Raw genomic sequence first — 24,408 nt, 5'->3', positions numbered from 1 at the left:
ATCAAAAACACAGGGCTCTGCGAAGCCGCAAGGCGACGTATAGGGTCTGACGCCTGCCCGGTGCTGGAAGGTTAAGAGGAGGGGTGCAAGCTCTGAATCGAAGCCCCAGTAAACGGCGGCCGTAACTATAACGGTCCTAAGGTAGCGAAATTCCTTGTCGGGTAAGTTCCGACCTGCACGAATGGCGTAACGACTTCCCCGCTGTCTCCAGCATAGACTCAGTGAAATTGAATTCCCCGTGAAGATGCGGGGTTCCTGCGGTTAGACGGAAAGACCCCGTGCACCTTTACTATAGCTTTACATTGGCATTCGTAGTGGCATGTGTAGGATAGGTGGTAGGCTTTGAAGCCTGGGCGCCAGCTCAGGTGGAGCCACCCTTGAAATACCACCCTTATTACTATGGATGTCTAACCGCGGCCCGTTATCCGGGTCCGGGACAATGTATGGTGGGTAGTTTGACTGGGGCGGTCGCCTCCTAAAGAGTAACGGAGGCGCGCGATGGTGGGCTCAGAACGGTCGGAAATCGTTCGCTGAGTGCAATGGCATAAGCCTGCCTGACTGCGAGACTGACAAGTCGAGCAGAGACGAAAGTCGGTCATAGTGATCCGGTGGTCCCGCGTGGAAGGGCCATCGCTCAACGGATAAAAGGTACGCCGGGGATAACAGGCTGATGACCCCCAAGAGTCCATATCGACGGGGTTGTTTGGCACCTCGATGTCGACTCATCGCATCCTGGGGCTGGAGCAGGTCCCAAGGGTATGGCTGTTCGCCATTTAAAGCGGTACGTGAGTTGGGTTCAGAACGTCGTGAGACAGTTCGGTCCCTATCTGCCGTGGGTGTAGGAATATTGAAAGGATCTGTCCCTAGTACGAGAGGACCGGGATGGACGGATCTCTGGTGGACCTGTTGTGGCGCCAGCCGCATTGCAGGGTAGCTATATCCGGACGGGATAACCGCTGAAGGCATCTAAGCGGGAAACCCACCTTGAAACGAGTATTCCCTGAGAACCGTGGAAGACGACCACGTTGATAGGCCGGGTGTGGAAGAGCGGCAACGCTTGAAGCTTACCGGTACTAATAGTTCGATCGGCTTGATCGTTCTCATTCCTAATATCCATCGTGAAACACGATGGTCTTGCCAGCGCTCACGCATGAGCGGCCCTTACGGGCCAAAGCTTAAGCGAGGGTGCCGGACGACCGGCGACGCGCAGTCGCGCTTGCGGGCTTCGCCCGTATGCAAAACGCAGACGTCGCCTTGGCACAAACGCGACGATCCTTGGATCGCGCTTGAACAGCTTCTCGATTTGAACGTGCGTTTTGCCGACCTGGTGGTTATGGCGGAGCGGCTGCACCCGATCCCATTCCGAACTCGGCCGTGAAACGCTCCAGCGCTGATGGTACTTCGTCTCAAGACGCGGGAGAGTAGGTCGCTGCCAGGTCTGCAAAGCGCACGTTCATCTCATCCGGATCAAAAGGATCCGGATGGAGACAAATCTTCTCCTTACGGTTTTTGATGCATGTCGTTGCCCCAAAAACCGCCGGGCACTTTTGGCCGACATGCATAAGGCCCGCCAAACGGGATCATGGGCCGCGCAAGCGGCCCTTTCATTTGGCAGCCTCTTGAACTCGGTAAGCGCAAACTTACCTCTATGGTTGACGCGGGGTGGAGCAGCCCGGTAGCTCGTCAGGCTCATAACCTGAAGGTCACAGGTTCAAATCCTGTCCCCGCAACCAAACAAAAACGGCCCGCCTCGCGCGGGCCGTTTGCTGTTGCGGGCCCAAAATTGTTGCGCCGCCACAGGGTTTTTTCCAGCTCGACTCTGCAAGACTTAGCAGCGATGGTCGCTCGACGCCGCGCTGCCGCTGATCCGGGTGCCGGCGTAAGGCATAAGGAGAGAAAAATGCGGCAGGCGCTGATCGTATGGGGCGGCTGGGAAGGGCACGAACCCGAGGCCGGGGCGCGCGTCGTCAAGGCGATGCTCGAGGAGGAAGGCTTTGCCGTGCGGGTGGAGAACACGACCGCGGCGTTCGCAGATCCGGCGATCGCCGAGCTCAGCCTGATCGTGCCGATCTACACCATGTCCAAGCTCGCCAAGGCCGAAGAGGCCAACCTCACCAAAGCGGTCGAAAACGGCGTCGGCCTCGGCGGCTATCACGGCGGGATGGGCGATGCCTTTCGCGAATCGACGGACTACCAGTTCATGTGCGGCGGGCAGTGGGTCGCCCATCCCGGCAACATCATCGACTACCGGGTGAACATCGTGCGGCGCGACGACCCGATCGTGAATGGCATCGGCGACTTCGCCTACCGCTCCGAGCAGTATTACATGCATGTCGATCCGTCGAACGAAGTGCTGGCGACCACCACCTTCTCGGGCGAACACGCGCCGTGGATCGACGGCGTGGTGATGCCGGTGGTCTGGAAGCGCCGGCATGGCAAGGGACGGGTGTTTTATTCCTCGCTCGGCCATGCGGCCAAGGAATTCGAGGTGCCGCAGATGCGCACGATCCTGCGCCGCGGCTTGGTCTGGGCGGCGCGCTGATCTCGTCGCCTCAGGTCGATCGCCGCGCCGATGCGCTTGCCGCTTCGGTGAAAGCGGAGGACCAAGCCATCCGATACGCGACAGCCGAAACGGCAGATCGGCCGCCCGCAAGGGCTCGCCGTGAGCGACAGTCCAACGTCGGAGGCCCGCAGCGTGTCCATCGACAATCTCGTTACGTCATATGAATGAGAGATTTACATAAGACCTAGCCTTTCATACAACAGCCGATAGCAACGTGCTCTATCGGGAGAGGATTGCGTGGAGACCATCGTTCCTTCGGACGCAACCGGCTGGATGCCTTCGGTCGACCAGGGCGGGGCAAGCGTGCACAACGCCGTCGTCAGCGTGCTGGGCAGCCGCATCCTGCGCGGCGATTATGCTCCCGGCGCCGCCCTGCCGCGCGAGGACGAGCTCTGCGCCATGCTGGGCGTCAGTCGCACCTCGGTCCGGGAAGCCGTCAAGGTGCTGTCGGCGAAAGGCCTTGTCGAGCCCAGGCGGCGCGCCGGCGTGCGTGTGCTGCCGCGCGACAACTGGCGGCTGCTCGACCCGGTGGTGCTCGGCTGGCATCCGTCCATCCAGGATGACGAGGAGCTGGTTTCCGGCCTGCTCGAGGCGCGCCGAATCTTCGAACCCGCGGCGGCCGAACTTGCGGCCAGGCGCGCCAGCGCCGCCGACCTCGCCGAGATCGAACGCGCGGTGGTCGGCATGCGCGACAACATCCCGGGTGACCTCAACGCCGTCTGCCAGGCGGATCTTGCCTTCCACAAGGGCGTCATCGCCGCCAGCCACAACGTTGTGCTCAAGGGGCTGGTGGGCATGCTGGAGGCGGCACTGCGCGCCACATTCCTCGTCACCAATCCGCTGATGGAGGCGCAGTCGCGCGCGCTTTCCGCGCATGTCGCGGTGCTGGAAGCGATCCGCATCCGCGATACCGCCGGCGCCCGCGCCGCCATGAACAGGCTGCTCGATATCGCCGCCGACGATCTTCACGCCAAAGGTTGACGTTTCCGCCTTGACGCCATTTTTGATCGTATGATATTCGCATTTCATATGATCTAAATGCCGCCTGGGAGGAGTTGCGCTTTGAGGATCGTGGCCATCACCACGCGCGTCGTGAACGCGGATATGCGCAACTGGGTGTTCGTGCGCGTCGAGACCGATCAGCCGGGCCTTTACGGCTGGGGCGAGGCGACGCTGGAGTGGAAGACCCAGGCCGTCGTCGGCGCCGTCAACGACCTGGCGCCGCTTCTGATCGGCCGCGATCCGCGCGACATCGAGCAGGCGGTGCGCATCCTAAAGAAGCACTCGTTCTGGCGGCTCGGCGTCATCGGCATGTCGGCTGTTTCCGGCATCGAGCTGGCGCTCTGGGACATTTTTGGCAAATGGCTCGATCAGCCGGTCTGGCGATTGCTCGGCGGCAAGGTGCGCGAACGGGTCAAGGTCTATACCCATCTCGGCCTCGGCGACATGCACGCCGTCTACGAGACACTCGACACCGAGCCGCTGGTGCAGCGCGCCTCCGAGGTGGTGGCGAGGGGCTATCGCGCGCTGAAGGCCGTCTTCATTCCCTACAGCCACTACCACGCGCCGCTCATCGAGGTCGACAAGGTCGGCCGGCTCATGGAGGCGCTGCGCAAGACGGTCGGGCCGGAAGTCGAGATCATGGTCGACTTCCATGGCCGCCCTGCCTCGGCTTCGACCGCGCTCGCCTATATCGACGTGCTTGCGCCCTACCGACCGATGTTCATCGAGGAGCCGCTGCCGCCCGGCGAGACCGGCGCGCTGGCGCAGCTCGCCGCCAAGTCGCGCGTGCCGATCGCCACCGGCGAGCGACTGATCGACCGTCCCGAATTCGACGACCTGTTCCGGGCGAGGGCGGTGGACATCGTGCAGCCCGACATCTGCCACTGCGGCGGTCTGCTCGAGGCGAAGAAGATCGCCGCCATGGCCGAGGCGGTCTCGGTCGGCGTCGCGCCGCACAATCCGCTCGGCCCGATAGCGGGCGCCGCGGCGCTGCATTTCGCCGTCTCCACGCCCAACCATTTGATTCAGGAAGAGATGGTCGGCGCCGTGCCCTGGTATTTCGAGGTGGTGAAGGGGCCGATCCGGATGGTCGACGGCTGCTGGCAGGTTCCGGACGCGCCCGGGCTCGGCGTCGAGGTCGACGAGGCGGTCGCGGAGCGGCATCCCTACAAGCCTGAAGTCATGCACACCACCAACGCCGTGCTCGCCGACGGCACCATCGTGGACTGGTGACAATGGCCGGGCGTCTCAAGGACAAGGTCGTCGTAGTCACCGGCGCCGGGCGCGGCATCGGCGAAGCGACGGCGCGCGCGATGGCGGCGGAAGGCGCCGCGATCGTCGTGGCGGAAAAGGATGCGGCCAGCGGAACAAGCGTTGCCGCGTCACTCGCCGAAGGCGGCGGACGGTCGCTGTTCGTGGAGACCGACGTCGCGGACAGTGGATCCTGCGAAGCGATGGCCGAACAGGCACTCCGCGCCTTCGGCCGCATCGACGTGCTGGTCGCCAATGCCGGCATCAACGTGTTCCATGAGCCGCTGGAAACCACGGAAGAAGAATGGCGGCGCTGCTTTGCCGTCGATCTCGATGGCGTGTGGTATTCGGCGCGCGCCGTGTTGCCGGCGATGCGGGCTCAGAAGCACGGGTCGGTCGTCGCCATCGCGTCCTGCCACTCCTTCGCGATCATCCCGTCGACCTTTCCCTATCCGGTCGCCAAGCACGGGCTGCTCGGCCTGGTGCGCTCGCTCGGCATCCAGTACGCGGCCGAAGGCATCCGCGTGAACGCGATCGCGCCTGGTTATATCGAGACGCAGATCGCGGTCGACTACTGGAACACATTTCCCGACCCACAGGCGGAACGTCAGCGCACCTACGACCTGCACCCGCCGCGCCGCATCGGCAGGCCGGAGGAGGTGGCGATGACCGCCGTCTTCCTCGGCTCCGACGAGGCGCCGTTCATCAACGCGGCCTGCATCGTCATCGATGGCGGGCGCTCGGTTCTTTACCACGAATGAGGTTTCGCGCCGGCGGCCGGTCGCCGGCAGATGTTTTCAAGCAGATCGGATCCCGCCGGCCGGGGTCGATTGGGAGGAAGCCAATGAAAAGCATGATCAAGGTGTGCCTTGCGGTTGCGGCGACCGCCGCCGTCGCGCTGACGGTCCACGGCGCCGGCGCGCAGGACAAGATGAAGTTCGGCTACATCAACAAGATGGGCGACCATCCCTGGTTCGTGCGCGAGGTGAAGGGCGCCAAGGACAAGGCCGCTGAACTCGGCGTCGACCTGCTTGTCCAGGACGTCCAGTTCGACGCCAACCTCGCCGTCACCACCTTCGACACCTATGTCGGCGACGGCGTCAAGGGTATCGCCGTGGTGGTGCCGGACCGCTCGCTCGGCCCGGTCGTCGCCGACAAGGCCAAGGCCGCCAAGATCGGCCTGATCGCGGTCGACGACGATATCGCCTTCGCCGACGGCTCGCCTGTCGCCTATGTCGGCATGAACGCGCTCAACATCGGCAAGCAGGTCGGCGGCGAGATCGCCCGCATCGTCAAGGCCGAGGGATGGGACAAGGACCTCTCCAAGGTGCGCGTCGGCTCGATCGAGGACCAGAAGGCCGACACCTGCATGCGCCGCAACAAGGGCGCCGAGGAAGCGCTGGTCGCGGCGATCCCGGAGATCAAGTCGCGCATCGTCTCGATCCCCTACGACAACACCATGGTCAACTCGATCGACGTGGTGTCGACGACGCTGACCGCCAATCCCGACGCCGAGAAGTGGATCTTCTACTCCTGCAACGACGACGGCGTGCTCGGCGGCGTGCGCGCCACGGAGAATGCCGGCATGAAGCCGGAGAACGTCATCGGCATCGGCATCGACGGCTCGCGCTCCTGCGAGGCCTTCGGCTCCGGCAAGCCGACGGGCTTCCGCGGCACGATGTGGCTGGACAGCGCCAAGCACGGCGCGGCGGCGATCCAGGCGCTCTACGATCAGGCCACCGGCAAGGAGATGCAGAAGGACTATTTCCAGGACGCCACGCTGATCAGTGGCGAGAACTTCGCCAAGTTCAAGGACACGCTCGGTTGCAAGTCCTAGGCTTCCTTTCGGCCTCGAGGCAGGTGGCCATTGGGCGGGCGGCTTCAAAGGGAGCCGCCCGCCAATGACCGCGCCCGTCGTTTCCATCGAAAACGTCAGCAAGCGCTTCGGCGCCGTGCAGGCGCTGCGCGACGTGTCGGCGGCCTTCAATGCCGGTGAGATCACCGCGCTGATCGGCGAGAACGGCGCCGGCAAGTCGACGCTGATGCGCGTGCTGGAGGGCGAGCATCGGCCCGATGCCGGCCGGTTGCTGGTCGACGGGCAGCCGGTGCAGCTCAGTTCGCCGCGCGCTGCACATGGCGCGGGCATCCGGGTCATCCATCAGGAGCCGGAGATCATTCCGGAACTGACGGTGGCGGAGAACATCTTCATCGGCGACATCAAGGCGCGAGCCGGGCTGTTCCTCGACCGCGCGGATCTGGAGCGCCGCAGCCTCGAGCTGCTCGGCACTTTCGGCGTCGTCGACGTGCTTTCTCCCGGGCAGCGCTGCCATGGGCTCAGCCCGGCGCTGAGGCAGCTCATCGAGATCATGCGCGCGCTGCGGCCGGGCGCGCGGCTGCTCGCCTTCGACGAGCCGACCTCGTCCTTGACGGAGGACGAGGCGCAGCGCCTGTTCCGCGTCATCCGCCGGCTCAAGGCCGACGGCGTCGCGGTGATCTACATCTCGCACCGCCTGCGCGAGATCATCGAGCTTGCCGACCGCTGCGTGGTGATGCGCGACGGCAGCCACGTCGCCGACGAGCCGATCGCCGCGCTCGACGAGCAGCGCATGGTGCGGCTGATGGTCGGCAGGCCGGTGAGCGACCTGTTCAATCGAAGGGAGCGCGCGCTGGGACCGGTCCGGCTGGCATTGGAAGGCGTCACGACACGCCGGGTCGAGGGGATCAGCTTCGCGGTGCGTGCGGGCGAGATCGTCGGGCTGGGCGGACTGGTCGGCGCGGGACGGACGGAAGTCGCGCGCGCCATCGTCGGCCTCGATCCGCTGCTGTCGGGACAGATGACGGTCGGCGGCCGGCCTTACAAGCCGTGCGAACCGGCCGATGCCGTCGCGGCCGGAATAGGGCTGGTGCCGGAGGACCGCAAACAGGAAGCGCTGCTTTTGATGCAGGCGGTGCGCGACAATGTCAGCCTCGTGGTGCCCGACAAGGTGTCGCGCTACGGCTTCTTCAGTCGCAGGCGCGAGCGCGCGCTGGTCGCCCGCCACGTCGCCGAGCTCAGGGTCAAGACGCCGTCGATCGAACAGGCCGTCGGAAAGCTTTCCGGCGGCAACCAGCAGAAGGTGGTCTTCGCACGCTGGCAGGCGTGCGGGCCGGCCGTGCTCATCCTCGACGAGCCGACGCGCGGCATCGATGTCGGCGGCAAGGCGGAGATCTACCGGCTCATCGAAAGCCTGGCCGACCAAGGCCTCGCCATCCTGCTCATCTCCTCGGAAATGCCGGAGCTGCTTGGCCTCGCGGATCGCGTGCTGGTGATGCAGAGCGGCCGCATCAGCGGCGAGCTGCCGTGGCAAGAGGCGAGCGAAGAGGCCGTGCTGGCGCTGGCGATGCGTTCGGGCAAAGAGACAATCATCGAAAGGAGGGTATCGTGACCGATACCGCGACCGCCCGCCGCGAGCGCGCGCCGGCAAGCCTGTTCGGCCGCATCGGCGCGCAGAACATCAGCCTGCTGATCGCGCTGGCCGTGCTGGTGGCTATCTTCGGCGCGCTCAGGCCCGATGTCTTCTTCACACCGCGCAACCTCATCAATATCGGGCTCGCGGTCACCATCCTCGGCATTTTGGCGATGGCGCAGACCGTCGTCATCGTGTCGGGCGGGCTCGATATCTCGGTCGGGTCGATCGTGGGCCTGAGCACCATGGTGCTGGCGGTCGCCGCCCAGGAAACCGGATCGATCCCGGCGGGCATCCTTGCCGGTCTGCTCGCCGGCCTTGTGGCGGGCGCGGTCAACGGGCTGATCATCGTCTACGGTCCGGTCAATGCGGTGATCGCGACGCTGGGAACGATGTCGGCCTTCCGCGGCCTCGCCTATCTGATGAACAACGGCAACTCGATCCCGATCACCGGCGACAGCCTGCGCGCGCTCGGCATCGGCACGCTATTCGGCCTGCCTTTCGCCATCTGGCTGCTGATCGCCGCGATGGCGGCGTTCATCGTCTTCACCCGTGAGACCGTCGTCGGCCGCAACATCTACGCGCTTGGCGGCAATCCGACCGTGGCGCGGCTCGCCGGCATCCCGATCCGCCGCTACCAGATCTCGATCTACGCGATGAGCGGCTTCGCCGCGGCGGTCGCCGGTCTGGTGCTCGCCAGCCGCACCATGTCGGGGCAGCCTGCGTCCGGCAGCCAGGGGCTGGAACTCGAGGCGATCACTGCCGCGATCCTCGGCGGCTGCGCGCTGCAGGGCGGCAAGGGCACCATCATCGGCGCCATGCTGGGCGTGCTGATCATCGGCGTCCTCAACAACGGCATGATCCTGACCAGCGTGCCAACCTTCTACCAGCTGCTGGCCAAGGGCGCGCTGCTGATCCTGGCGGTCATCGTGCAGGAGCGCCAGCGGGCGCGGTCCGGAGAATAGCCCGTGCCGGGTTAGACGCTTTCGAGATAGGTCTCGATCTCGAAATCGCTGACGTTCAGCGCGAAGGTGTTCAGTTCCTGGCGCTTACAGGCGATGAAGGCGTCGCGCAGGACGGCCGGGAAGATTTCGGCGACGCGCTTGCCGGCCTCGAAAGCGGCGATCGCCGAGGCCCAGTCCGGCGGCAGCTTGGCAAGCGTCAGCCCCTGTCCCTCGCCGCCGGTCGGCTCGCCGGGCGATAGTTCTTTTTCGATGCCCATCAGCGCCGCGCCCAGGATCGCCGCCAGCACCAGATAGGGGTTGGCGTCGGCGCCGGAGACGCGATGCTCGATGCGGCGCGCGGCTGCCGGGCCGCCCGGAATGCGGATCGCCACCATGCGGTTCTCGTAGCCCCAGGCGACGGCCGTCGGCGCGTAGGAGCGCGGCCGCAGCCGGCGGTAGGAATTGAAATGCGGCGCGAACACCAGCGTGCTCTCGGCCATGGCGGCGAGCAGGCCGCCGACCGCGTGGCGCATGGCGTCGGAACCCTGGTCGCTGCCGTCGTCGAAGATGTTGCGGCCTTCCTTGTCGAGGACGCTGAAATGGACATGGAAACCGTTGCCGGCGCGCTCGCCATAGGGCTTGGCCATGAAGCAGGCGGCGAAGCCGTGCTTGCGGGCGATGCCCTTGACGGTGCGCTTGAAGAGCACGGCGTCGTCCGCGGCGCGCAAGGCATCGGGAACGTGATTGAGGTTGATCTCGAACTGGCCGACGCCGTTCTCGGCGATCGCGGTGTCGACGGGAATGCCCTGCATGCGGCAGGCTTCGTAGACGTCATGGATGAAGGCCTCGAAATCGTCGATCTCGTCGATCGACAGCGCCGCGTCGGAATCGAGGCGCCGGCCGGTGATCGGCGAGACAGGGCCGACGGGCCGATGCGACGTCGGGTCGACGAGGTAGAATTCGAGCTCGGTGGCGGTAACAGGCGTCAGGCCAAGTGCTGCATAACGGTCGAGGATGCGGGCCAGCGCGCGGCGCGGGTCGCCGAGATAGGGCGCGCCGGCATCATCCGCCAGCCAGAGCGGCAAAAGCGCCGTCGGATGCGCCGTCCACTCGACGGGCAATATGCCGCGTCCCGTCCACTGGCAAAGCCCGTCGGCATCGCCGGTCGAGAACACCTGCGCGTTGCCTTCGATGTCCTCGCCCCAGATGTCGAGCCCGATAGCCGAATAGGGCATGCGCAGCTTGCCTTCCAGCGCCTTGCGCGCCTGCTCGACCGGGATGCGCTTGCCGCGCATGATGCCATTCAGGTCGCACACCGCGGCCCGCAGGCTCTGGATGTCGCTCCTGCTTTCAAGCCAGTTCAAAACGTCCGCAATTGCATCGCCCAATTTCCAGCCCCTAGTTCTTTCAGTAGCCATTTAGGCTACGACATCCATTTATCAGCTTGTGAGTTTGTGAAGACCGCCTCGGAGGTTCCCGGGCCGGTTTCCTTCATTTTTTCAATTCACTAGCTGGGATATCGGGCGGCATTTCGGGTTCCTATTGTGCGATCTGCGATCGCAACATAGCCGGCAAGCGAGGGAAAGCCAAGGGAATTTGAGCGGCCAATTACCGGATAGCTAAAGGTAGAATCCTCGAGATGCAGGCGCGAAGGATCGCCAACGAATGCTAATGCCGCAGTTCTGGGAACCTGACCTGCTTGAGGATGTGTGTCGCACCCTCGTGGATGTCGCGCACGATGGCTGCGCGGGCCCGCTTGCTGTCGCCGGCCTCAATCGCCGCGACGACCTCCTCGTGGTAGTCGATGCCGAGGATGCCGGCGAGGTCGTCCTCGAAGCCGATGCGCAGGTTGCGCAGAAAAGGTCCGACCTGCATCCACACCGTCTCGATCAGGAAGATCATCTGCTCGTTGCCGCAGTGGCGGTAGATCGAGAACTTGAAGTCGTGGTTCTTGCGCAGATAGTCGTCGATGTCGCCGCTGCGGGCGGCCTGGGTGAGCTCGGCGCAATGACGGCGGATGGCGCGCAGGTTGTTGCCGTTGATGAGTTTTGTAGCGAGCTCGGTGGCTGTGCCTTCCAGGACGGTCCGTACGTCGGTCAGCTGCTGGAAACGATCGGCCGAGATCATTGGCACCTCGACGCTGCCGTTCGGCATCGGGCTCAGCGCTCTCAGCGCCTGCAGCCGCATGAAGGCGCTGCGCACCGGCATGTCGCTGGTGCCGAGCTCCTTGGCGAGCTTGCGCGAGGTCAGCTTCTGGCCCGGCTGGAGCTGACCCGACATCAGCGCCCGCACCAGTTCCAGATAGACTTTCTCATGCAGGGGTACCGTGTCGAGGGCAGTCAGTCCGAATTGTGTTTTGTCGGCCATTGGCTATGCGCTACTTCGTCCGTCCCTGAAATCCGTTTCGTCAAGCAATCTGCCGCCGGGATACTTGGCTGGCGGTTTTCGAGCCGCACGATAGACGGTTAGCGCGCGCCGCCGCAAGGCCGGCCAGGGTAGCATCCCGGCTGACCCAACGGAGCCGTGGCCGGTACAAGGCCCTGCCGCAATCATTGCGCGGCGTCGTGCGTGCGCGGCGGAGCGACTCCAGTTGACCAGACGCGGACCTCGAAGGTCTGCCGGCAAGGCGCGCCTCGACCTCCAAGCCGACGAGGTCTCCGTCGTTCAGCTGGAAGGAAGGCTTCCCAGCTGTCGTTGCGCTTCGTGGGTCCTGGCGAGGAAACTACGCCAGCCGCCATAGGCGGAGATATCCGTCGCCGCCGACAAACCGGCGGTCTCGGCCAGAAAACCCTTCGCCGACGTTCCATCGTCCAGCTCGATGGTGCCAATGCCGAGCGGTGGTGGGATGGCGGCGACGAAGCGGCCGAATGCCTCGGCAGAAAGCCGCCAGACCTCGACCTCAATCGCGGTGCCGCCGCCTCCGACGCGGATCAGCCCCGGCTTTGGCGTGGTCTGGCCGGCGAGCTCATAGAGCTTGTAGGAAGGCGTCGTCGTCGTCGCCCGGCAGAAACGCGCGCCGGCTTCCTTGAGCTGGCCATTGAGCGGCATCCCCGACAGATGCGCACCGACCACAACCATTTCGATCGTGCCGTCTTCGGCCGATACGCTGGCTGGTCGCGCGCTCGACTGCCGCCACCCAGTCGCGCCGAGGGCGAGGCCGCCCGCCAAATGCAGGTCGCGTGCGGCCGCCGCGACGAGGCCGTCCCGGCCGGCGGCGGCGAGGAGGGTAACGCTCATCGGCAGGCCGTCGTCGCGCGTGCCGGTCGGCACGGCGATGCCGCACATGTCGAGCAGGTTGACGAAATTGGTGTAGGTGCCGAGCCGGCTGTTGGTGGCGATCGGATCGGCCAGCACGGCGTCGACCGTGTAGTGGGTCGGCGCGGTCGGCACACAGAAGAGATCGACGAAGGCGATGACCGGGGCAAGCCGCGCCTTGTAGGCCTGCAAGGCATAGAGCCCGCGGAAGGCGTCGGCGGCCGACAGGCTTCTGGCGCCGCCGATGATCTTGCGCGTCACCGGATGGAGCGCTGTTTCATTCGCCTCGAAGAAATCGCGGATCGCCGCATAGCGCTCCGCCACCCAGGCGCCTTCGTAGAGAAGGTCGGCCGTTGCGTAGAAGTCGCCGAACGGGATCTCGACAAGCCTGGCGCCGTGCGCCTCCAGAGCAGCGAGAGCGGCATCGAAGCCGGCCTGCATCGATGCGTCGCCGAAGAACTTCAGGTCGGCCTTTGCCGGGATGCCGACCTTCAGCACTGGCGGACGGACGGCGAGCGGCTGGACGGCGATGTCGCGCGAATAGGGATCGGCAGCATCGTGCGCCGCGGCGGCCGAGAACACCGCATAGGCGTCGTCGACTGTCAGCGCGAAGACCGAGACGCAGTCGAGCGTCCGGCAGGCCGGCACCACGCCCGCCGTCGACAGCGCGCCGACGGTTGGCTTCAGCCCGACGATGTTGTTGAGGCCGGCTGGGATGCGCCCCGAGCCGGCGGTATCGGTGCCGAGCGCGAAGGAGACGATGCCCAGCGCCGTCGCCACCGCGGAGCCGGAGGAGGAGCCGCCGGGCACGAGTTTAGGATCGATTGCATTTCTTGGGATCGGCCAGGGCGTGCGCACGCCGACGAGGCCGGTGGCGAACTGGTCGAGATTGGTCTTGCCGACGACCAGGGCGCCCGCCGCCTTGAGCTTCGCCACGACCGCCGCATCCTTGTCCGGCGTGTAGGCATATTCGGCGCAGGCGGCCGTGGTCGGCATGCCGGCGACATCGATGTTGTCCTTGACGGCGAAGGGGATGCCCCAGAGCGGCTTGGCCACGGGGTCGAACGAGCCGAGCGCTTCGGCCTCGGCCTGCATTGCGGTTCGAGTCGCAAGGTGGATGAAGATGCCTGGATCGCCGGCCGCCTCGATGCGGGCCAGCACCGTATCGATCACCTCGGCTATGTCGGCGCCAGCCTGGTAGGCGGCGTGCAGGCTGCCGATGTCGAAGCGGATGTCGCTCATTTCGTCTCCCCCAGAATGATCACCGGCAGGTCCCACTGGATCAGCACGACGCAGCCGTCCTTCGTCCAAACCGAATGCTCGGTGCCGACCGGATTGAGGACCACGCTGCCCGCCGGATAACCACCGTTCTCGTCGTTCTGGGTGCCGTCCAGCACGACGATGGTTTCCAGCCCGGCATGACGGTGGCGCGGAACACCAGCGCCCGGCTGGTATTTAAGGATCGCTACGGACGGTTCGACCGGCCCGCCCTTGAGAAGCCAATGCACCGTCACGCCGTTGCGGAAAGGCTCGAACGCCAGATCACGCCAGCCACCGTCGACGAGGCCGGCAAAGGCAAGATTAGGCATTCGCAATTCCCTCGAGCACCTGGTCGGTGGTTGCCGTCCAGCCGACGATCGCGCCCTGCGCCCTGATCATGGCGAGCGCGGCGGCCTTGAATTCGGGAAAGTAGCTCTCGGTCGCGTCTTCGGCGACCAGACACTCATAGCCGCGGTCGTTGGCCTCGCGCATGGTTGTCTGCACGCAGACTTCTGTCGTCACTCCGGCAAAGACCAGTTGCCGGGCGCCGATCCGCTTCAGGTCATCGCCGAGGCCGGTCGCGTAGAACGCGCCCTTGCCGGGCTTCTCGATGACGATCTCACCTGGCAAAGGCGCGAGCTCATCGAGGATCGCCGTGCCTGGCTCGCCGGCGATCAGCACGCGGCCCATCGGGCCGACATCGCCGATGCGGATCGACGGGTTGCCGCGGTTTCGCTTGGCTGGCGGCAGGTCCGAAAGGTCTGGCCTGTGGCACTCCATGGTGTGGATCACCGGCAGGCCGGCGGCGCGAAAGCCTTCGATCAGCTTTTTCACTGTCGGTACGATCGCCGTCACCCGGCTGACGTCGTTGCCCAGACTGGCACCGAAACCGCCGGGCTCGGCGAAGTCGCGCTGCATGTCGATGACAATAAGCGCCGTCGTCTCGGGCCTGAAAGCAAAGACGAAGGGCTGCGCTTCGATTTCCGCCATCAGTGGTGCCCTGCCATGTGCTCGCCGATCGTCTGCACGCTCGCCTGGGCGATCGGCGTCTCGTATACGAGCGTGCCGTCGGACATGACGAGGATGCGGTCGGAGAGCTCCAGGAGCTCGTCGAGGTCTTCGGACATCAGGAGCACCGCTGCCCCGACATTGCGCGCCTTCATGATGCGGGCGCGGATTTCGGCGACGGCGGAGAAATCGAGGCCGAAGCAAGGGTTGGAGACGATCAGCAGGTCGACATCGCCGGTGAGCTCGCGGGCGAGCACCGCGCGTTGCACATTGCCGCCGGACAGCGAGGCGATGGGTGAGGAGAGCGAAGCCGTCTTGACCTTGAACTGCTCGACCAGGCGGGCGCTGAAGGATTTGATGGCGCCGGCGCTGATCCAGCTCACCGGCCTGCCGTTGCCATCGACGTCGAAGGTGCGGAAGGCGATGTTCTCGGCGACCGTCATTCTCGGCGCGCAAGCATTCTTCAGCGGCTCCTCCGGGATGAGACGGACGTTGAGCGCACGCGCCTCGGCGCGTGTCGCCGCATAGGCCGTGCCGCGAACCATGACTTCCCCTTGATCGCGGGCGCGCTGTCCGGCCAGCACTTCCAGGAACTCCTTCTGACCGTTGCCCGAGATGCCGGCGATACCAACGATCTCGCCGGAGCGCACGCCGAGATCGGCGATGTTGATCGATTTGAGGCCGGTTCGGTCCGGCGCCTTCAGCGCCTTCACCTTGAGCACGATCTCGGCATCTGGCTTCGGCTCGGCGCGGCTGTCGAGCGCGGCGATGGGCTGGTCGCCGATCATCATCGCAGCCATTTCCCTGCGCGAAAGATCGGAGACCTTGCCTCTCCCAGTGAGTCGGCCCTTGCGCAGCACCGTGATGTCGTCGGCGAAGGCTGTGACCTCGTGGAATTTGTGGGAGATCATCAGCACGGTGAGATCGCCCGCCTTCGTCATGCCGCGCACCAGGCCAAGCACTTCCTGCGCCTCGCCCGGGGTGAGCACGGATGTCGGCTCATCCAGCACCAGGAAATTGCGGCCGAGATAAAGCTGCTTGATGATCTCCAGCTTTTGCTTCTCACCGGCGGCGAGCTCGGCCACCTTGACGTCGAGCGACACTTTGAACGGCATGCCGCTCATGAAGGCGGCAAGCGCGCCGCGCTCCTTGCGCCAATCGATGATGCCGGGCACCTTCTCGCGCGCGATGACCAGGTTCTCGGCGCCCGTCAGCGAAGGCACGAGCGTGAAATGCTGATAGACCATGCCGAGGCCGAGCGCCGAGGCCGTCCTGGGGCTGGCGATCGTCACCTCGCGGCCGTCGACCAGCATGTCGCCTGACGTCGGGTGGTAGAAACCCATCATGCATTTGACCAGCGTCGATTTGCCAGCGCCGTTCTCACCGAGCAAGGCATGGAAAGAGCCTGCCGGCACCTTGATGGAGACGTCGTCGAGCGCGGTAAAAGCGCCGAAGCGCATGGTCATGCCGATGGTCTCGACGCCGATCGCCTTTCTGTGCGTTCCGCTCATCGCCGGTTCCTCACGGCAGCTGGGCGACGAGCGCGGCGGAATTCGACACCGCGCCGAAAACACCGCCCTGCATCTTGATCATCTTGATTGCCGCCAGATGGTTGCCGTAGTCGGTCGCCCCGCAGCAATCCTCCAGCATCACGCATTCGAAGCCGCGATCGTTGGCCTCGCGCATGGTGGTGTGCACGCAGACATCGGTGGTGATGCCGGTGAGTACGATGTTTTCGATGCCGCGGTGGTTGAGGATCAGTTCGAGATCGGTGGCGCAGAACGAGCCCTTGCCGGGCTTGTCGATGATCGGCTCGCCCCCGGCCGGGTAAAGGTCGGGGATGATGTCCCAGCCAGGTTCACCTCGCACCAGGATGCGCCCGCAAGGGCCGGGGTCGCCGATGCCGGCATTGATGCGGCGCGAGCGCCAGCGTTTGTTGGCGGGCAGGTCGGCCAAGTCGGGCCGGTGGCCCTCGCGCGTGTGGATGATGGTGTAGCCCTTCGCCCGCATGGCGGAAAGCACCGCCTTGATCGGCTCGATCGGCGCCCTGACCAGCGACAGGTCATAGCCCATATGGTCGACGTAGCCGCCCGGCCCGCAGAAATCGGTCTGCATGTCGATGATGATAAGCGCCGTGTTGTCCGGCCGCAGATCGCCATTGTAGGGCCAGGGATAGGGATCGGCGTCGATGTAGCGCTCGGTGATCTCGGCTCTGGCGTTCATAGCAAAAACTCCGGTCTGGCGAGCGGCACGTGGTGCGCGGTCATTTGGTGATCGACAGTTCGCCGGGCGCGCCGGCGAGCGTGCGGCTCGGCGACGAGGTGGCGATCATGATGATGAGGGTGAGGATGTAAGGCGCGGCGTAGAAGAGGTAGTAGCCTTGGGTGACGCCCACCGACTGCAGCGCCGGGCCGAGCGCGCCGGCGCCGCCGAACAAAAGCGCGGCGGCAAAACAGCCGAGCGGATTCCAGCGGGCGAAGATGACCAGCGCCACCGCCATCAATCCTTGGCCGGAGGAAATGCGCTCGGTCCAGCTGCCGGGATAGTAGAGCGACAGATAGGCGCCGCCGATACCGGCTAGCGCACCGCCGACGCCGGTGGCCAGCAGGCGCACCGCGTTAGGGTCGAGGCCCATGGCGCGCGCGGCATCGGCACTGTCGCCGACCACGCGCACAATCAGGCCGACACGGGTGTTGCGGAACGCCCACCAGAGGAAGACGGCGAGCGCGGCGCCGATCAGGAACAGCACGTTGACGTTGAGCGCCGCCTGCACCTGCGGGATGTCGGACCAGGCGCCGAAGGGGATCGCCGGCAGGTCGGGCGCTGAAGGCTGGATGAAGGGCTTGCCGAAGAAGAAGGCGAGGCCGGTGCCGAACAGCATCAGGGCGATGCCGATGGCGATGTCGTTGACCTTCGGGAATTTGCAGATCCAGCCGTGGAAGAGGCCGAAGCAGAGGCCGGCGAGCGCCGCGGCCAAAAGGCCGAGCCACGGCGAGCCGGTCATCACCGCCACCGCGTAGGCGCTCATGGCGCCGAATACCAGCGTGCCCTCGAGGCCGAGATTGATGCGGCCGGAGCGCTCGGTGATGGCTTCGCCGATTGAGACGAAGATGAAGGGGGTGGATACGCGGATGGCGCCGCCCAGCATGGCGAGCGGCACACCCCAGAGACCGATGTCGGTCGCTTCCATCAGACAGTCCCCTTCAAGAAATCGGGCCTCTGCCAGAGGTCGGGGTTGAAGAGCTTGAAGCGGCCGTAGAAGGTCTCGCTGAACAGGATGACGATGAAGAGCATGCCCTGCAGCACCAGCACGGTCGCGTCGGGCAGGTCCATGCGGCGTTGGATCAAGCCGCCGGATGCGTCGATGCCGCCGAGCAGGATGGCGACTGGGATGATGGCAAGCGGGTTGTGGCGGGCGAGGAAGGCGACGAGGATGCCGGTGTAGCCGTAGCCGGCGGCAAGCGAGGCGTTGGCGCTGCCTTGCACGGCCGCGACCTCCAGCATGCCGGCAAGGCCGGCGAAGCCGCCGGCCAGCGCGGTAAAGCCGACGATCAGCGGACCGACGGCGAGCCCCTGCACCTGCGCCGCCCTGACATTGCCGCCGGCGATGCGGGCGGCGAAGCCCCAGCGGGTCTTCTCGATCAGCAGCCAGGAGAGCACGCAGGCGAGGATGCCGACGACGAGGCCCCAATGAACTTCCATGCCCGGAATGTTGCCGACGCGATAGATGTCGGCCAGCGGCTGGGTCGAGGGTTTGTTCAGCGAGGCCGGGTCGCGCAGCGGCCCCTCCACCAGATGGTTCATAAGGGCAATAGCGATGTAGGCCATCAGCAGACTGGAGATGGTTTCGTTGACGGCCCGGTAATGGCGCAGCGCGCCGACGGCACCGATCCAAATGCCGCCGGCGGCCACGCCCCCCACGCCCATGAGAAGGATGACGAGAAAAGACGGCGCGCCGTTCAGGGCGACGCCGATCGCGGCAGCGGTGACGCCGCCGAGCACGATCGCGCCCTCGCCGCCGATGACGACCAGGCCGAGGCGCGCCGGCAGCGCCACGCAGAGTGCCGCCAGCAAGAGCGGCGCGCCGCGTGACAGTGAGTTCTGGATCGAGAACCAGGACCCGAAGCCGCCCCGCCACATCGTCTCGTAGAGCTGGACCGGCGACTTGCCGACAGCCAGGATGAACAAGCTGAACAGCACCATGCCGACGACCAGCGCCACGAGCGGAATGACGAAGGCTTCCGCCCGCCTGGCGATCCATTCGAGCGCCGCCCGATATCCCCTGGCATCGAGGATGGTCCGCACGTCCGGGCCGCTCACCGCTTCCGTCATCGCTCGTCTCCCTTGGCCCGCTCAGGCCGTCGAGCCGACGACGCCCTCGACGAGATAGTCCATGCTTTCGAGCTCGATGGCGGTCTCGACGAAAGCTTGGCCTTCGGTCGCGACGACCGCGCCCTTGTTGCTCTTCAACGGTCCCTTGATGACGGAGAAGCCGCCCTTCATCATTTCGGCCAACGTGGTGTCGAACTGCTTGCGCGCGGCTTCGCCGACGGCGGGGCCGAGCGGGCTCATCTTGACGAAACCGTCGGCTAGGCCGCCACGCGTGAAGTTCGGCAGAGCCTTGCCGGCGACGAGATCGTCGACGAACATCTTGTAGACCTTGGCCCAATTCCACTCCGCGCCGGTGAGATATTTTTCCGGCGCCAGCGGACTCTGGTTGGCGTGATAGCCGCAGACGAAGGCGCCGCGGCCGGCGGCCGTCTCGACCACCACCTTGGGGCTGTCGACATGGCAGGTGATGACGTCGGCGCCCTGGTCGACCAGCGCGTTGGTGGCCTCGGCCTCCTTCACCGCCAGCGACCATTCGCCGGTGAAGATCACCTGGCAGGTGATCGCCGGATCGACCGAGCGTGCGCCGAGCAGGAAGGAGTTGATGTTGAGCAGCACCTGCGGGATCGGCTTGGCGGCGACGAAGCCGAGCTTCTTCGATTTGGTGGTGTGTCCGGCGACGACGCCGTTGAGGTACTGGCCCATTCCGATATAGCCGAAATAAGAACCGGCGTTCATCGGATGCTTGTCCTTGTTCCACATGCCGCCGCAATGGCGGAACTGCACATCGGGGAACTTGGCGCACATGGCCAGCATATGCGGATCGAAATAGCCGAACGAGGTCGGGAAGATCAACGAGGCGCCGTCGAGATTGATCATCGATTCCATCGTCTTCTGGACGTCGACCGTCTCGGGGACGTTCTCTTCCTCGACGATGGAAATGCCCTCGATGCCCTTCAGCGACGCAGCCCCTTCAGCATGCGCCTGGTTGTAGCCATAGTCGTCCTTCGGGCCGACATAGATGAAGCCGACGGTCGCGGAGGCGGCGCGCGCTGCACGGATCGGAAAGGCCGCTGAGGCGAGACCGAGCGCCGCTCCGGCGGCGGAGGTCTTGAGCAGGTCGCGGCGGCTAAGCATGAATCTTTCGGTCATATCGAATGCTCCCCTTTCTTGGACCCGGCACGGGTCGGTTGATCTCTTGTCAAGAAAGTGCATGCAATCGTTATGCCAGTTCCACGACGATGTTTTCTGTAATAAAATCAACAGATGACTTTAGCAGATCTGCATAAGCGCAAGGCAAGTGCATGCACTTTATGCCTGAAAAATGACCAATTTGACATGGAGATCAAAATCTAGGCATACAAAGGTGCAGCCTGAGTCGAAATCAGCCCGCGAGCCGTCCAGGTCGCGGGCCTGACCGCAATAAAACTGGACGGGAGGAGACGTGTCGGGAAAGCGCTTGGTCAGGTCGGGCACGACCGTGGATCAGATGGTGAGGGCGATCGCGGACCGCATCGTCACCGGCTATCTGCGCCCCGGCGAAAGGCTCGACGAGGGCTCGCTCGCCGCCCGTTTCGACGTCTCGCGTACACCCGTCCGGGAGGCGCTCGGCCATCTGAGCGCCATGGGGCTGGTCGAAAGGCGGCCCAATCGGGGCGCCATCGTCGCCGTGATCACGCAGGAACATCTCGCCTCGATGTTCGAGAGCATGGCCGAGCTGGAAGCGATCTGCGCGCGCTTCTCGGCCGAGCGCATGACCGGCGCGGAGCGCCGCTCGCTGGAGATGGAGCATCAGGCCTCGGCGCGCATGGTGCAACTCGGCGCCGAGGAGGATTATGAGTATTTCAACACCGAATTTCACAGCAGGCTTTATCGCGGCGCCCACAACACGCATATCCATGATTTGACCGTGACGACCCGCAGCCGGCTTGCGCCGTTCCGGCGCGCACAGTTCATGCTGCCGGGCCGGCTGGCCAAGTCCTGGCAGGAGCATGATGTGATAGTCACCGCAATCATGCGCGGCGATGCGGCGGGGGCGGGCAAGGCCGCCAGGGATCATGTCTCGATCGTCAGCGAGGCCAGCGCTGTGTTCGCGACCGTCGACCCGATGCCCCCCGTGCTTAGCCGATCCGCGCGTCGATGATCTCGACGAAGCGCGCGAAAAGGCCGGCCTGCGACTTGATCTTGAGCTTGCGGTAAATGTTGCGACGGTGGACTTTCACGGTCCCGGGCACGATCCGGAGCGCCCTGGCGATCGACTCCGTCGAGTGACCCTGAAGCACGAGGTCGACGACCTGCTTCTCGCGCGAGGTCAGCGACAAGCTCTTCCAGATATGCGCGCGATCCAGCTCGTTGGCCGTTGCGACGGTCTCGCCCGGGGGCGGGACCGCAACCTCTTCGGCGGGCAAAGCCGGCCAGCGCAGCCTGCAGAAGCCGACCACCGCGGGGGCCATGTCGCGCAGCAGCCTGGCGTCCGCCGTTCCAAAAGGCCCCGAGGCGCGCAGCCGCATCAGCGACAGCACGAGCGCATCCTTGCCGGCGAGCGGGACGAAGAAGCCGACCTCCTCGGCAAGCCGGGTCTGGCTGTAATAGGAACGGTAGTATTCGCTGGCATAGAAGCGGTCGGGCGCCAGCTCGCGCATGCGCCAGAAACCTTCCTTGCGCTCGACCGCGGCGTGATGAAAGGGGTCGAGCAGGTAGGGGCCTTCCTGGTAGAGCGCGACGAAGATGTGGCTCTCCGCCGGCGAGAAGGTCTCGAACAGCAGAGGCGGCCGCGCGGCACCTCGATAGCCGAAGATCACGCAGTGATCGAAGCGGACATGTCCGCGCAGCCAGGCGACGATCGACTTGCCGAAATGGTCGCCGCCGGTCTCGCGCGTCGCGGCAATCACGGCGGCTAAAGCGGCGTAGTCGTCACTGCGGGAGGCGGCCAATTCATACCCCTCTAAACGATAAAATCAGCTAAATATACCACCCGCGAGGTATATACTAGGCGCCATTGGCTCTGCTAGCGTCACGACATTGCCTCACGCTGTCGCTGGAGCCCGTGGCTTGACTGCAGTGCCCGATATCGAGTTTCGCGCGGTCACCAAGCGCTATGGCGCCGTCACGGCGGTCAGCGGCATCGATCTTGCCATCCCGCCTTCGGCCTTCGTCGCGCTGCTCGGACCGTCCGGCTGCGGCAAGACGACATGCCTGCGCATGATCGGCGGCTTCGAGCAGCCGAGCGAGGGCCAGGTGCTGATCCGCGGCCGCGACATGGCCGGCACGCCGCCCTACCGGCGGCCGGTCAACATGGTGTTCCAGCAATATGCGCTGTTTCCGCATCTCGACGTCGAGGAGAACATCTCCTACGGGCTGCGCCAGGCGAGGCCGCGTCTGTCGTCGCGCGAGATCAGCCTGAAGGCGGGCGAGGCGCTTTCCATGGTGCAGCTCGCCGGCTACGGACGCCGCAAGATCCACGAGCTTTCCGGCGGGCAGCAGCAGCGCGTCGCGCTCGCCCGGGCGCTGGTCAACAAGCCGGCTGTGCTGCTTCTCGACGAGCCCCTGGCGGCGCTCGACAAGAAGCTGCGCACCGACATGCAGATCGAGCTGCAGAACCTGCAGCGCGAGATCGGCATCACCTTCGTGCTGGTCACCCACGACCAGGAGGAAGCGCTGTCGATGAGCGACTTCGTCTGCGTCATGAATGGCGGCCGCGTCGTCCAGCTCGGACAGCCGAGCGAGATCTATGACGAACCAGCGGACCTGTTCGTCGCCGATTTCGTCGGCAAGACCAATCTCTTGAGCGGCAAGGTGGCCGGCCTGTCCGGCGACCGCGTCGATATCGCGCTTGCCGACGGCACGGTGATTTCGGCGCGCAAAAGGGTGCCGCTCAGCCGGGGCGACGCGGTATCCGTCAGCCTGCGGCCGGAGTCGCTCAGCCTCTCCGCACCCGGCGGCGGCAGCCTGAAGGGCATTGTCCGCAACCGCATCTTCCTGGGCTCGACCGCGGAATACGCGATCGAGGTCCAGGGCATCGGATCACTGCTCGCCAAGGCTGATCACGTGATCGGCCAGGGCAATCTCTTCAAGCCGGGCGAACCCGTCGCCATCGGCTTTGCTGCCGGAGCGCCGCTGGCGTTTCCGACCTCCAAGAACAACGGGACCAACCAGAGGGAAGACCACCATGTCGAAATCCTATCGTGACGGACTGCCGATAAGCCCCGAAAAATTCGTCGACCAGCTGATGCGCCTGAAGCGCGGCTCGATCAGCCGGCGCGATTTCCTCGGCATCACTGGCCTTGGTGTCGCAACCGCTGTCATGGCGCGCGAGCTCGGCATCATGCCGACGCCGGCCTTTGCCGCCGAGAACCTCGGCGACCGCATGTCGATCGCCACCTGGCCGAACTACCACGATCCGCAAACCTTCGAGAACTTCAAGGCCGAGACCGGCGTCGCCGTCGAGGTCAACGTCTTCGGATCGAACGAGGAGATGCTGGCCAAGCTGCAGGCCGGCGGTTCGGGCTGGAGCCTGTTCGTGCCGACCAACTACACGATCTCGACCTACAAGAAGCTCGGCATCATCGAAGCGCTCGACATGGCCAAGCTCGGCAATTTCGACGGCAGCAAGGAAGATGCGCGCTTCACCGCCGAAGGCACGATCGACGGGACGATCTACGCCGTGCCGAAGAACTGGGGCACGACCGGCTTTGCCGTCAACACCAAGAAGCTTTCCAAGCCGATGACGAGCTGGAAGGAGTTCTGGGATACGGCCATGGCGGAAGGCGACGGCCGCACCATGGTGCATGACTACCAGCTGACGACCATTGGCAACGCGCTGAAATATTACGGCTATTCCTTCAACTCGCTGAAGCAGGACGAACTCGCCAAGGCCGAGGAGCTGCTGCTCAAGGTCAAGCCGCATCTGTTCGCGGTGTCGAGCGATTACCAGCCGGGAATGCGCGCGGGCGATGCCTGGATGACGATGTGCTGGACCAATGACGGCGCGCAGCTCCACCGCGACATTCCCGAGATCGCCTATGTGCTCGGCAAGGAAGGCGGCGAGATCTGGACCGACTTCTACGCCATCCCCAAGGATGCGCCGAACAAGCCGGCCGGCTACGCGCTGCTCAACTATCTGATGAACCCGAAGGTGGCGGTGAAGGAGCATCTGGCCAACGGCGCGCCCTCGACCGACGCCCGCGTCAACGCGCTGCTGCCGAAAGAGGTGCTGGATAATCCGATCCTCTACCCGGCCGCCGACCTGTTGAAGCCGCTCGAGTTCGGCGCCGCCGCGACGCTGACCGATCCGGGTCGCGCCGAACTGATGGCGCGCTTCAAGTCGGCTTGAACGACACCGGCCACAAAC

21 protein-coding genes, 1 tRNA gene and 2 rRNA genes (1 of these 24 only partly in view) are annotated in these 24,408 nt (G+C 65.0%); 13 read left to right on the top strand and 11 right to left on the bottom strand.

Annotated elements, in window-relative coordinates; all coding sequences use genetic code 11:
• The 10 genes from RFN30_RS09440 to RFN30_RS09395 form a co-directional block, all read left to right on the top strand.
• Window positions 1-1,098 (top strand): 23S ribosomal RNA (locus RFN30_RS09440) (it extends 1,727 nt beyond the left edge of the window).
• A gap of 225 nt (window positions 1,099-1,323) precedes the next feature.
• Window positions 1,324-1,438 (top strand): 5S ribosomal RNA (gene rrf, locus RFN30_RS09435).
• Between the two features lie 218 nt (window positions 1,439-1,656).
• Window positions 1,657-1,733, top strand: a tRNA-Met gene (locus tag RFN30_RS09430).
• Between the two features lie 167 nt (window positions 1,734-1,900).
• Window positions 1,901-2,542 (top strand): ThuA domain-containing protein, encoded by a 642-nt coding sequence (locus RFN30_RS09425; protein WP_320261818.1) that lies wholly within the window; start codon window positions 1,901-1,903, stop codon window positions 2,540-2,542.
• Window positions 2,543-2,800: 258 nt separating this feature from the next.
• The gene (locus tag RFN30_RS09420) at window positions 2,801-3,544 is read left to right on the top strand and encodes a FadR/GntR family transcriptional regulator (RefSeq protein WP_320261817.1); all 744 of its coding nucleotides are present in this window, start codon (window positions 2,801-2,803) and stop codon (window positions 3,542-3,544) included.
• Window positions 3,545-3,634: 90 nt separating this feature from the next.
• Window positions 3,635-4,798, top strand: a complete 1,164-nt coding sequence (gene dgoD, locus RFN30_RS09415) for a galactonate dehydratase (RefSeq protein ID WP_320262077.1) — start codon at window positions 3,635-3,637, stop codon at window positions 4,796-4,798.
• Between the two features lie 2 nt (window positions 4,799-4,800).
• Window positions 4,801-5,577 carry an SDR family oxidoreductase gene (locus RFN30_RS09410; protein WP_320261816.1) on the top strand — a complete coding sequence of 259 codons (777 nt, stop codon included), beginning with the start codon at window positions 4,801-4,803 and terminating at the stop codon, window positions 5,575-5,577.
• An 83-nt stretch (window positions 5,578-5,660) separates the two neighbouring features.
• Window positions 5,661-6,653 (top strand): substrate-binding domain-containing protein, encoded by a 993-nt coding sequence (locus tag RFN30_RS09405; protein WP_320261815.1) that lies wholly within the window; start codon window positions 5,661-5,663, stop codon window positions 6,651-6,653.
• A gap of 64 nt (window positions 6,654-6,717) precedes the next feature.
• On the top strand, window positions 6,718-8,241 hold the full coding sequence (locus tag RFN30_RS09400; protein ID WP_320261814.1) for a sugar ABC transporter ATP-binding protein: 1,524 nt from the start codon (window positions 6,718-6,720) through the stop codon (window positions 8,239-8,241).
• Window positions 8,238-9,227: an ABC transporter permease gene (locus RFN30_RS09395; protein ID WP_320261813.1), complete on the top strand. Its 990-nt coding sequence runs from the start codon at window positions 8,238-8,240 to the stop codon at window positions 9,225-9,227. The genes RFN30_RS09400 and RFN30_RS09395 overlap by 4 nt, the downstream gene beginning before the upstream one ends.
• Window positions 9,228-9,238: 11 nt before the next feature.
• On the opposite strand, the gene RFN30_RS09390 is transcribed toward RFN30_RS09395, so the two are convergent.
• From RFN30_RS09390 to RFN30_RS09345, 10 genes are all read right to left on the bottom strand, one after another.
• Entirely contained in the window at window positions 9,239-10,594 is a 1,356-nt protein-coding gene (locus RFN30_RS09390; protein WP_320261812.1) for a glutamine synthetase family protein, read from the bottom strand.
• Window positions 10,595-10,874: 280 nt separating this feature from the next.
• A complete protein-coding gene (locus RFN30_RS09385; RefSeq protein ID WP_320261811.1) occupies window positions 10,875-11,573 on the bottom strand; it encodes a GntR family transcriptional regulator in 699 nt (232 codons plus the stop codon).
• Window positions 11,574-11,870: 297 nt separating this feature from the next.
• Window positions 11,871-13,703, bottom strand: a complete 1,833-nt coding sequence (atzF, locus tag RFN30_RS09380; RefSeq protein WP_320261810.1) for an allophanate hydrolase — start codon at window positions 13,701-13,703, stop codon at window positions 11,871-11,873.
• Complete coding sequence (locus RFN30_RS09375; RefSeq protein ID WP_320261809.1) at window positions 13,700-14,050, bottom strand: cupin domain-containing protein; 351 nt, start codon at window positions 14,048-14,050, stop codon at window positions 13,700-13,702. Before RFN30_RS09375 ends, atzF begins: the two co-directional genes overlap by 4 nt.
• Complete coding sequence (locus RFN30_RS09370) at window positions 14,043-14,711, bottom strand: cysteine hydrolase family protein (RefSeq protein WP_320261808.1); 669 nt, start codon at window positions 14,709-14,711, stop codon at window positions 14,043-14,045. The genes RFN30_RS09375 and RFN30_RS09370 overlap by 8 nt, the downstream gene beginning before the upstream one ends.
• Window positions 14,711-16,240, bottom strand: coding sequence for an ABC transporter ATP-binding protein (locus RFN30_RS09365; RefSeq protein ID WP_320261807.1), 1,530 nt, complete (start codon window positions 16,238-16,240; stop codon window positions 14,711-14,713). Before RFN30_RS09365 ends, RFN30_RS09370 begins: the two co-directional genes overlap by 1 nt.
• A gap of 10 nt (window positions 16,241-16,250) precedes the next feature.
• On the bottom strand, window positions 16,251-16,952 hold the full coding sequence (gene biuH, locus RFN30_RS09360) for a biuret amidohydrolase (protein WP_320261806.1): 702 nt from the start codon (window positions 16,950-16,952) through the stop codon (window positions 16,251-16,253).
• 40 nt (window positions 16,953-16,992) lie between these two features.
• The gene (locus tag RFN30_RS09355) at window positions 16,993-17,919 is read right to left on the bottom strand and encodes an ABC transporter permease (RefSeq protein ID WP_320261805.1); all 927 of its coding nucleotides are present in this window, start codon (window positions 17,917-17,919) and stop codon (window positions 16,993-16,995) included.
• Window positions 17,919-19,061 carry an ABC transporter permease gene (locus RFN30_RS09350; RefSeq protein ID WP_320261804.1) on the bottom strand — a complete coding sequence of 381 codons (1,143 nt, stop codon included), beginning with the start codon at window positions 19,059-19,061 and terminating at the stop codon, window positions 17,919-17,921. Before RFN30_RS09350 ends, RFN30_RS09355 begins: the two co-directional genes overlap by 1 nt.
• Before the next feature lie 21 nt (window positions 19,062-19,082).
• The gene (locus RFN30_RS09345) at window positions 19,083-20,210 is read right to left on the bottom strand and encodes a BMP family ABC transporter substrate-binding protein (protein WP_320261803.1); all 1,128 of its coding nucleotides are present in this window, start codon (window positions 20,208-20,210) and stop codon (window positions 19,083-19,085) included.
• Window positions 20,211-20,547: 337 nt separating this feature from the next.
• On the opposite strand from RFN30_RS09345, the gene RFN30_RS09340 reads away from it, so the two are divergent.
• Window positions 20,548-21,201 carry a GntR family transcriptional regulator gene (locus tag RFN30_RS09340; RefSeq protein ID WP_320262076.1) on the top strand — a complete coding sequence of 218 codons (654 nt, stop codon included), beginning with the start codon at window positions 20,548-20,550 and terminating at the stop codon, window positions 21,199-21,201.
• Here RFN30_RS09340 and RFN30_RS09335 read toward each other — a convergent pair.
• The gene (locus tag RFN30_RS09335) at window positions 21,179-21,991 is read right to left on the bottom strand and encodes a helix-turn-helix transcriptional regulator (protein ID WP_320261802.1); all 813 of its coding nucleotides are present in this window, start codon (window positions 21,989-21,991) and stop codon (window positions 21,179-21,181) included. The genes RFN30_RS09340 and RFN30_RS09335 overlap by 23 nt on opposite strands.
• Before the next feature lie 118 nt (window positions 21,992-22,109).
• Here RFN30_RS09335 and RFN30_RS09330 point away from each other — a divergent pair, with 118 nt between their 5' ends.
• Together RFN30_RS09330 and RFN30_RS09325 are read left to right on the top strand one after the other, a co-directional pair.
• The gene (locus tag RFN30_RS09330; RefSeq protein WP_320261801.1) at window positions 22,110-23,246 is read left to right on the top strand and encodes an ABC transporter ATP-binding protein; all 1,137 of its coding nucleotides are present in this window, start codon (window positions 22,110-22,112) and stop codon (window positions 23,244-23,246) included.
• The gene (locus RFN30_RS09325) at window positions 23,227-24,390 is read left to right on the top strand and encodes an ABC transporter substrate-binding protein (protein ID WP_320261800.1); all 1,164 of its coding nucleotides are present in this window, start codon (window positions 23,227-23,229) and stop codon (window positions 24,388-24,390) included. Before RFN30_RS09330 ends, RFN30_RS09325 begins: the two co-directional genes overlap by 20 nt.
• The last annotated feature ends 18 nt before the right edge of the window (window positions 24,391-24,408 follow it).

The sequence above is a fragment of the Mesorhizobium dulcispinae genome (genome assembly GCF_033977345.1).
Classification (GTDB): domain Bacteria; phylum Pseudomonadota; class Alphaproteobacteria; order Rhizobiales; family Rhizobiaceae; genus Mesorhizobium; species Mesorhizobium dulcispinae.
The sequence above is the reverse complement of the archived record's forward strand: the minus strand, read 5'-3'. Positions and strand labels throughout refer to the sequence as shown.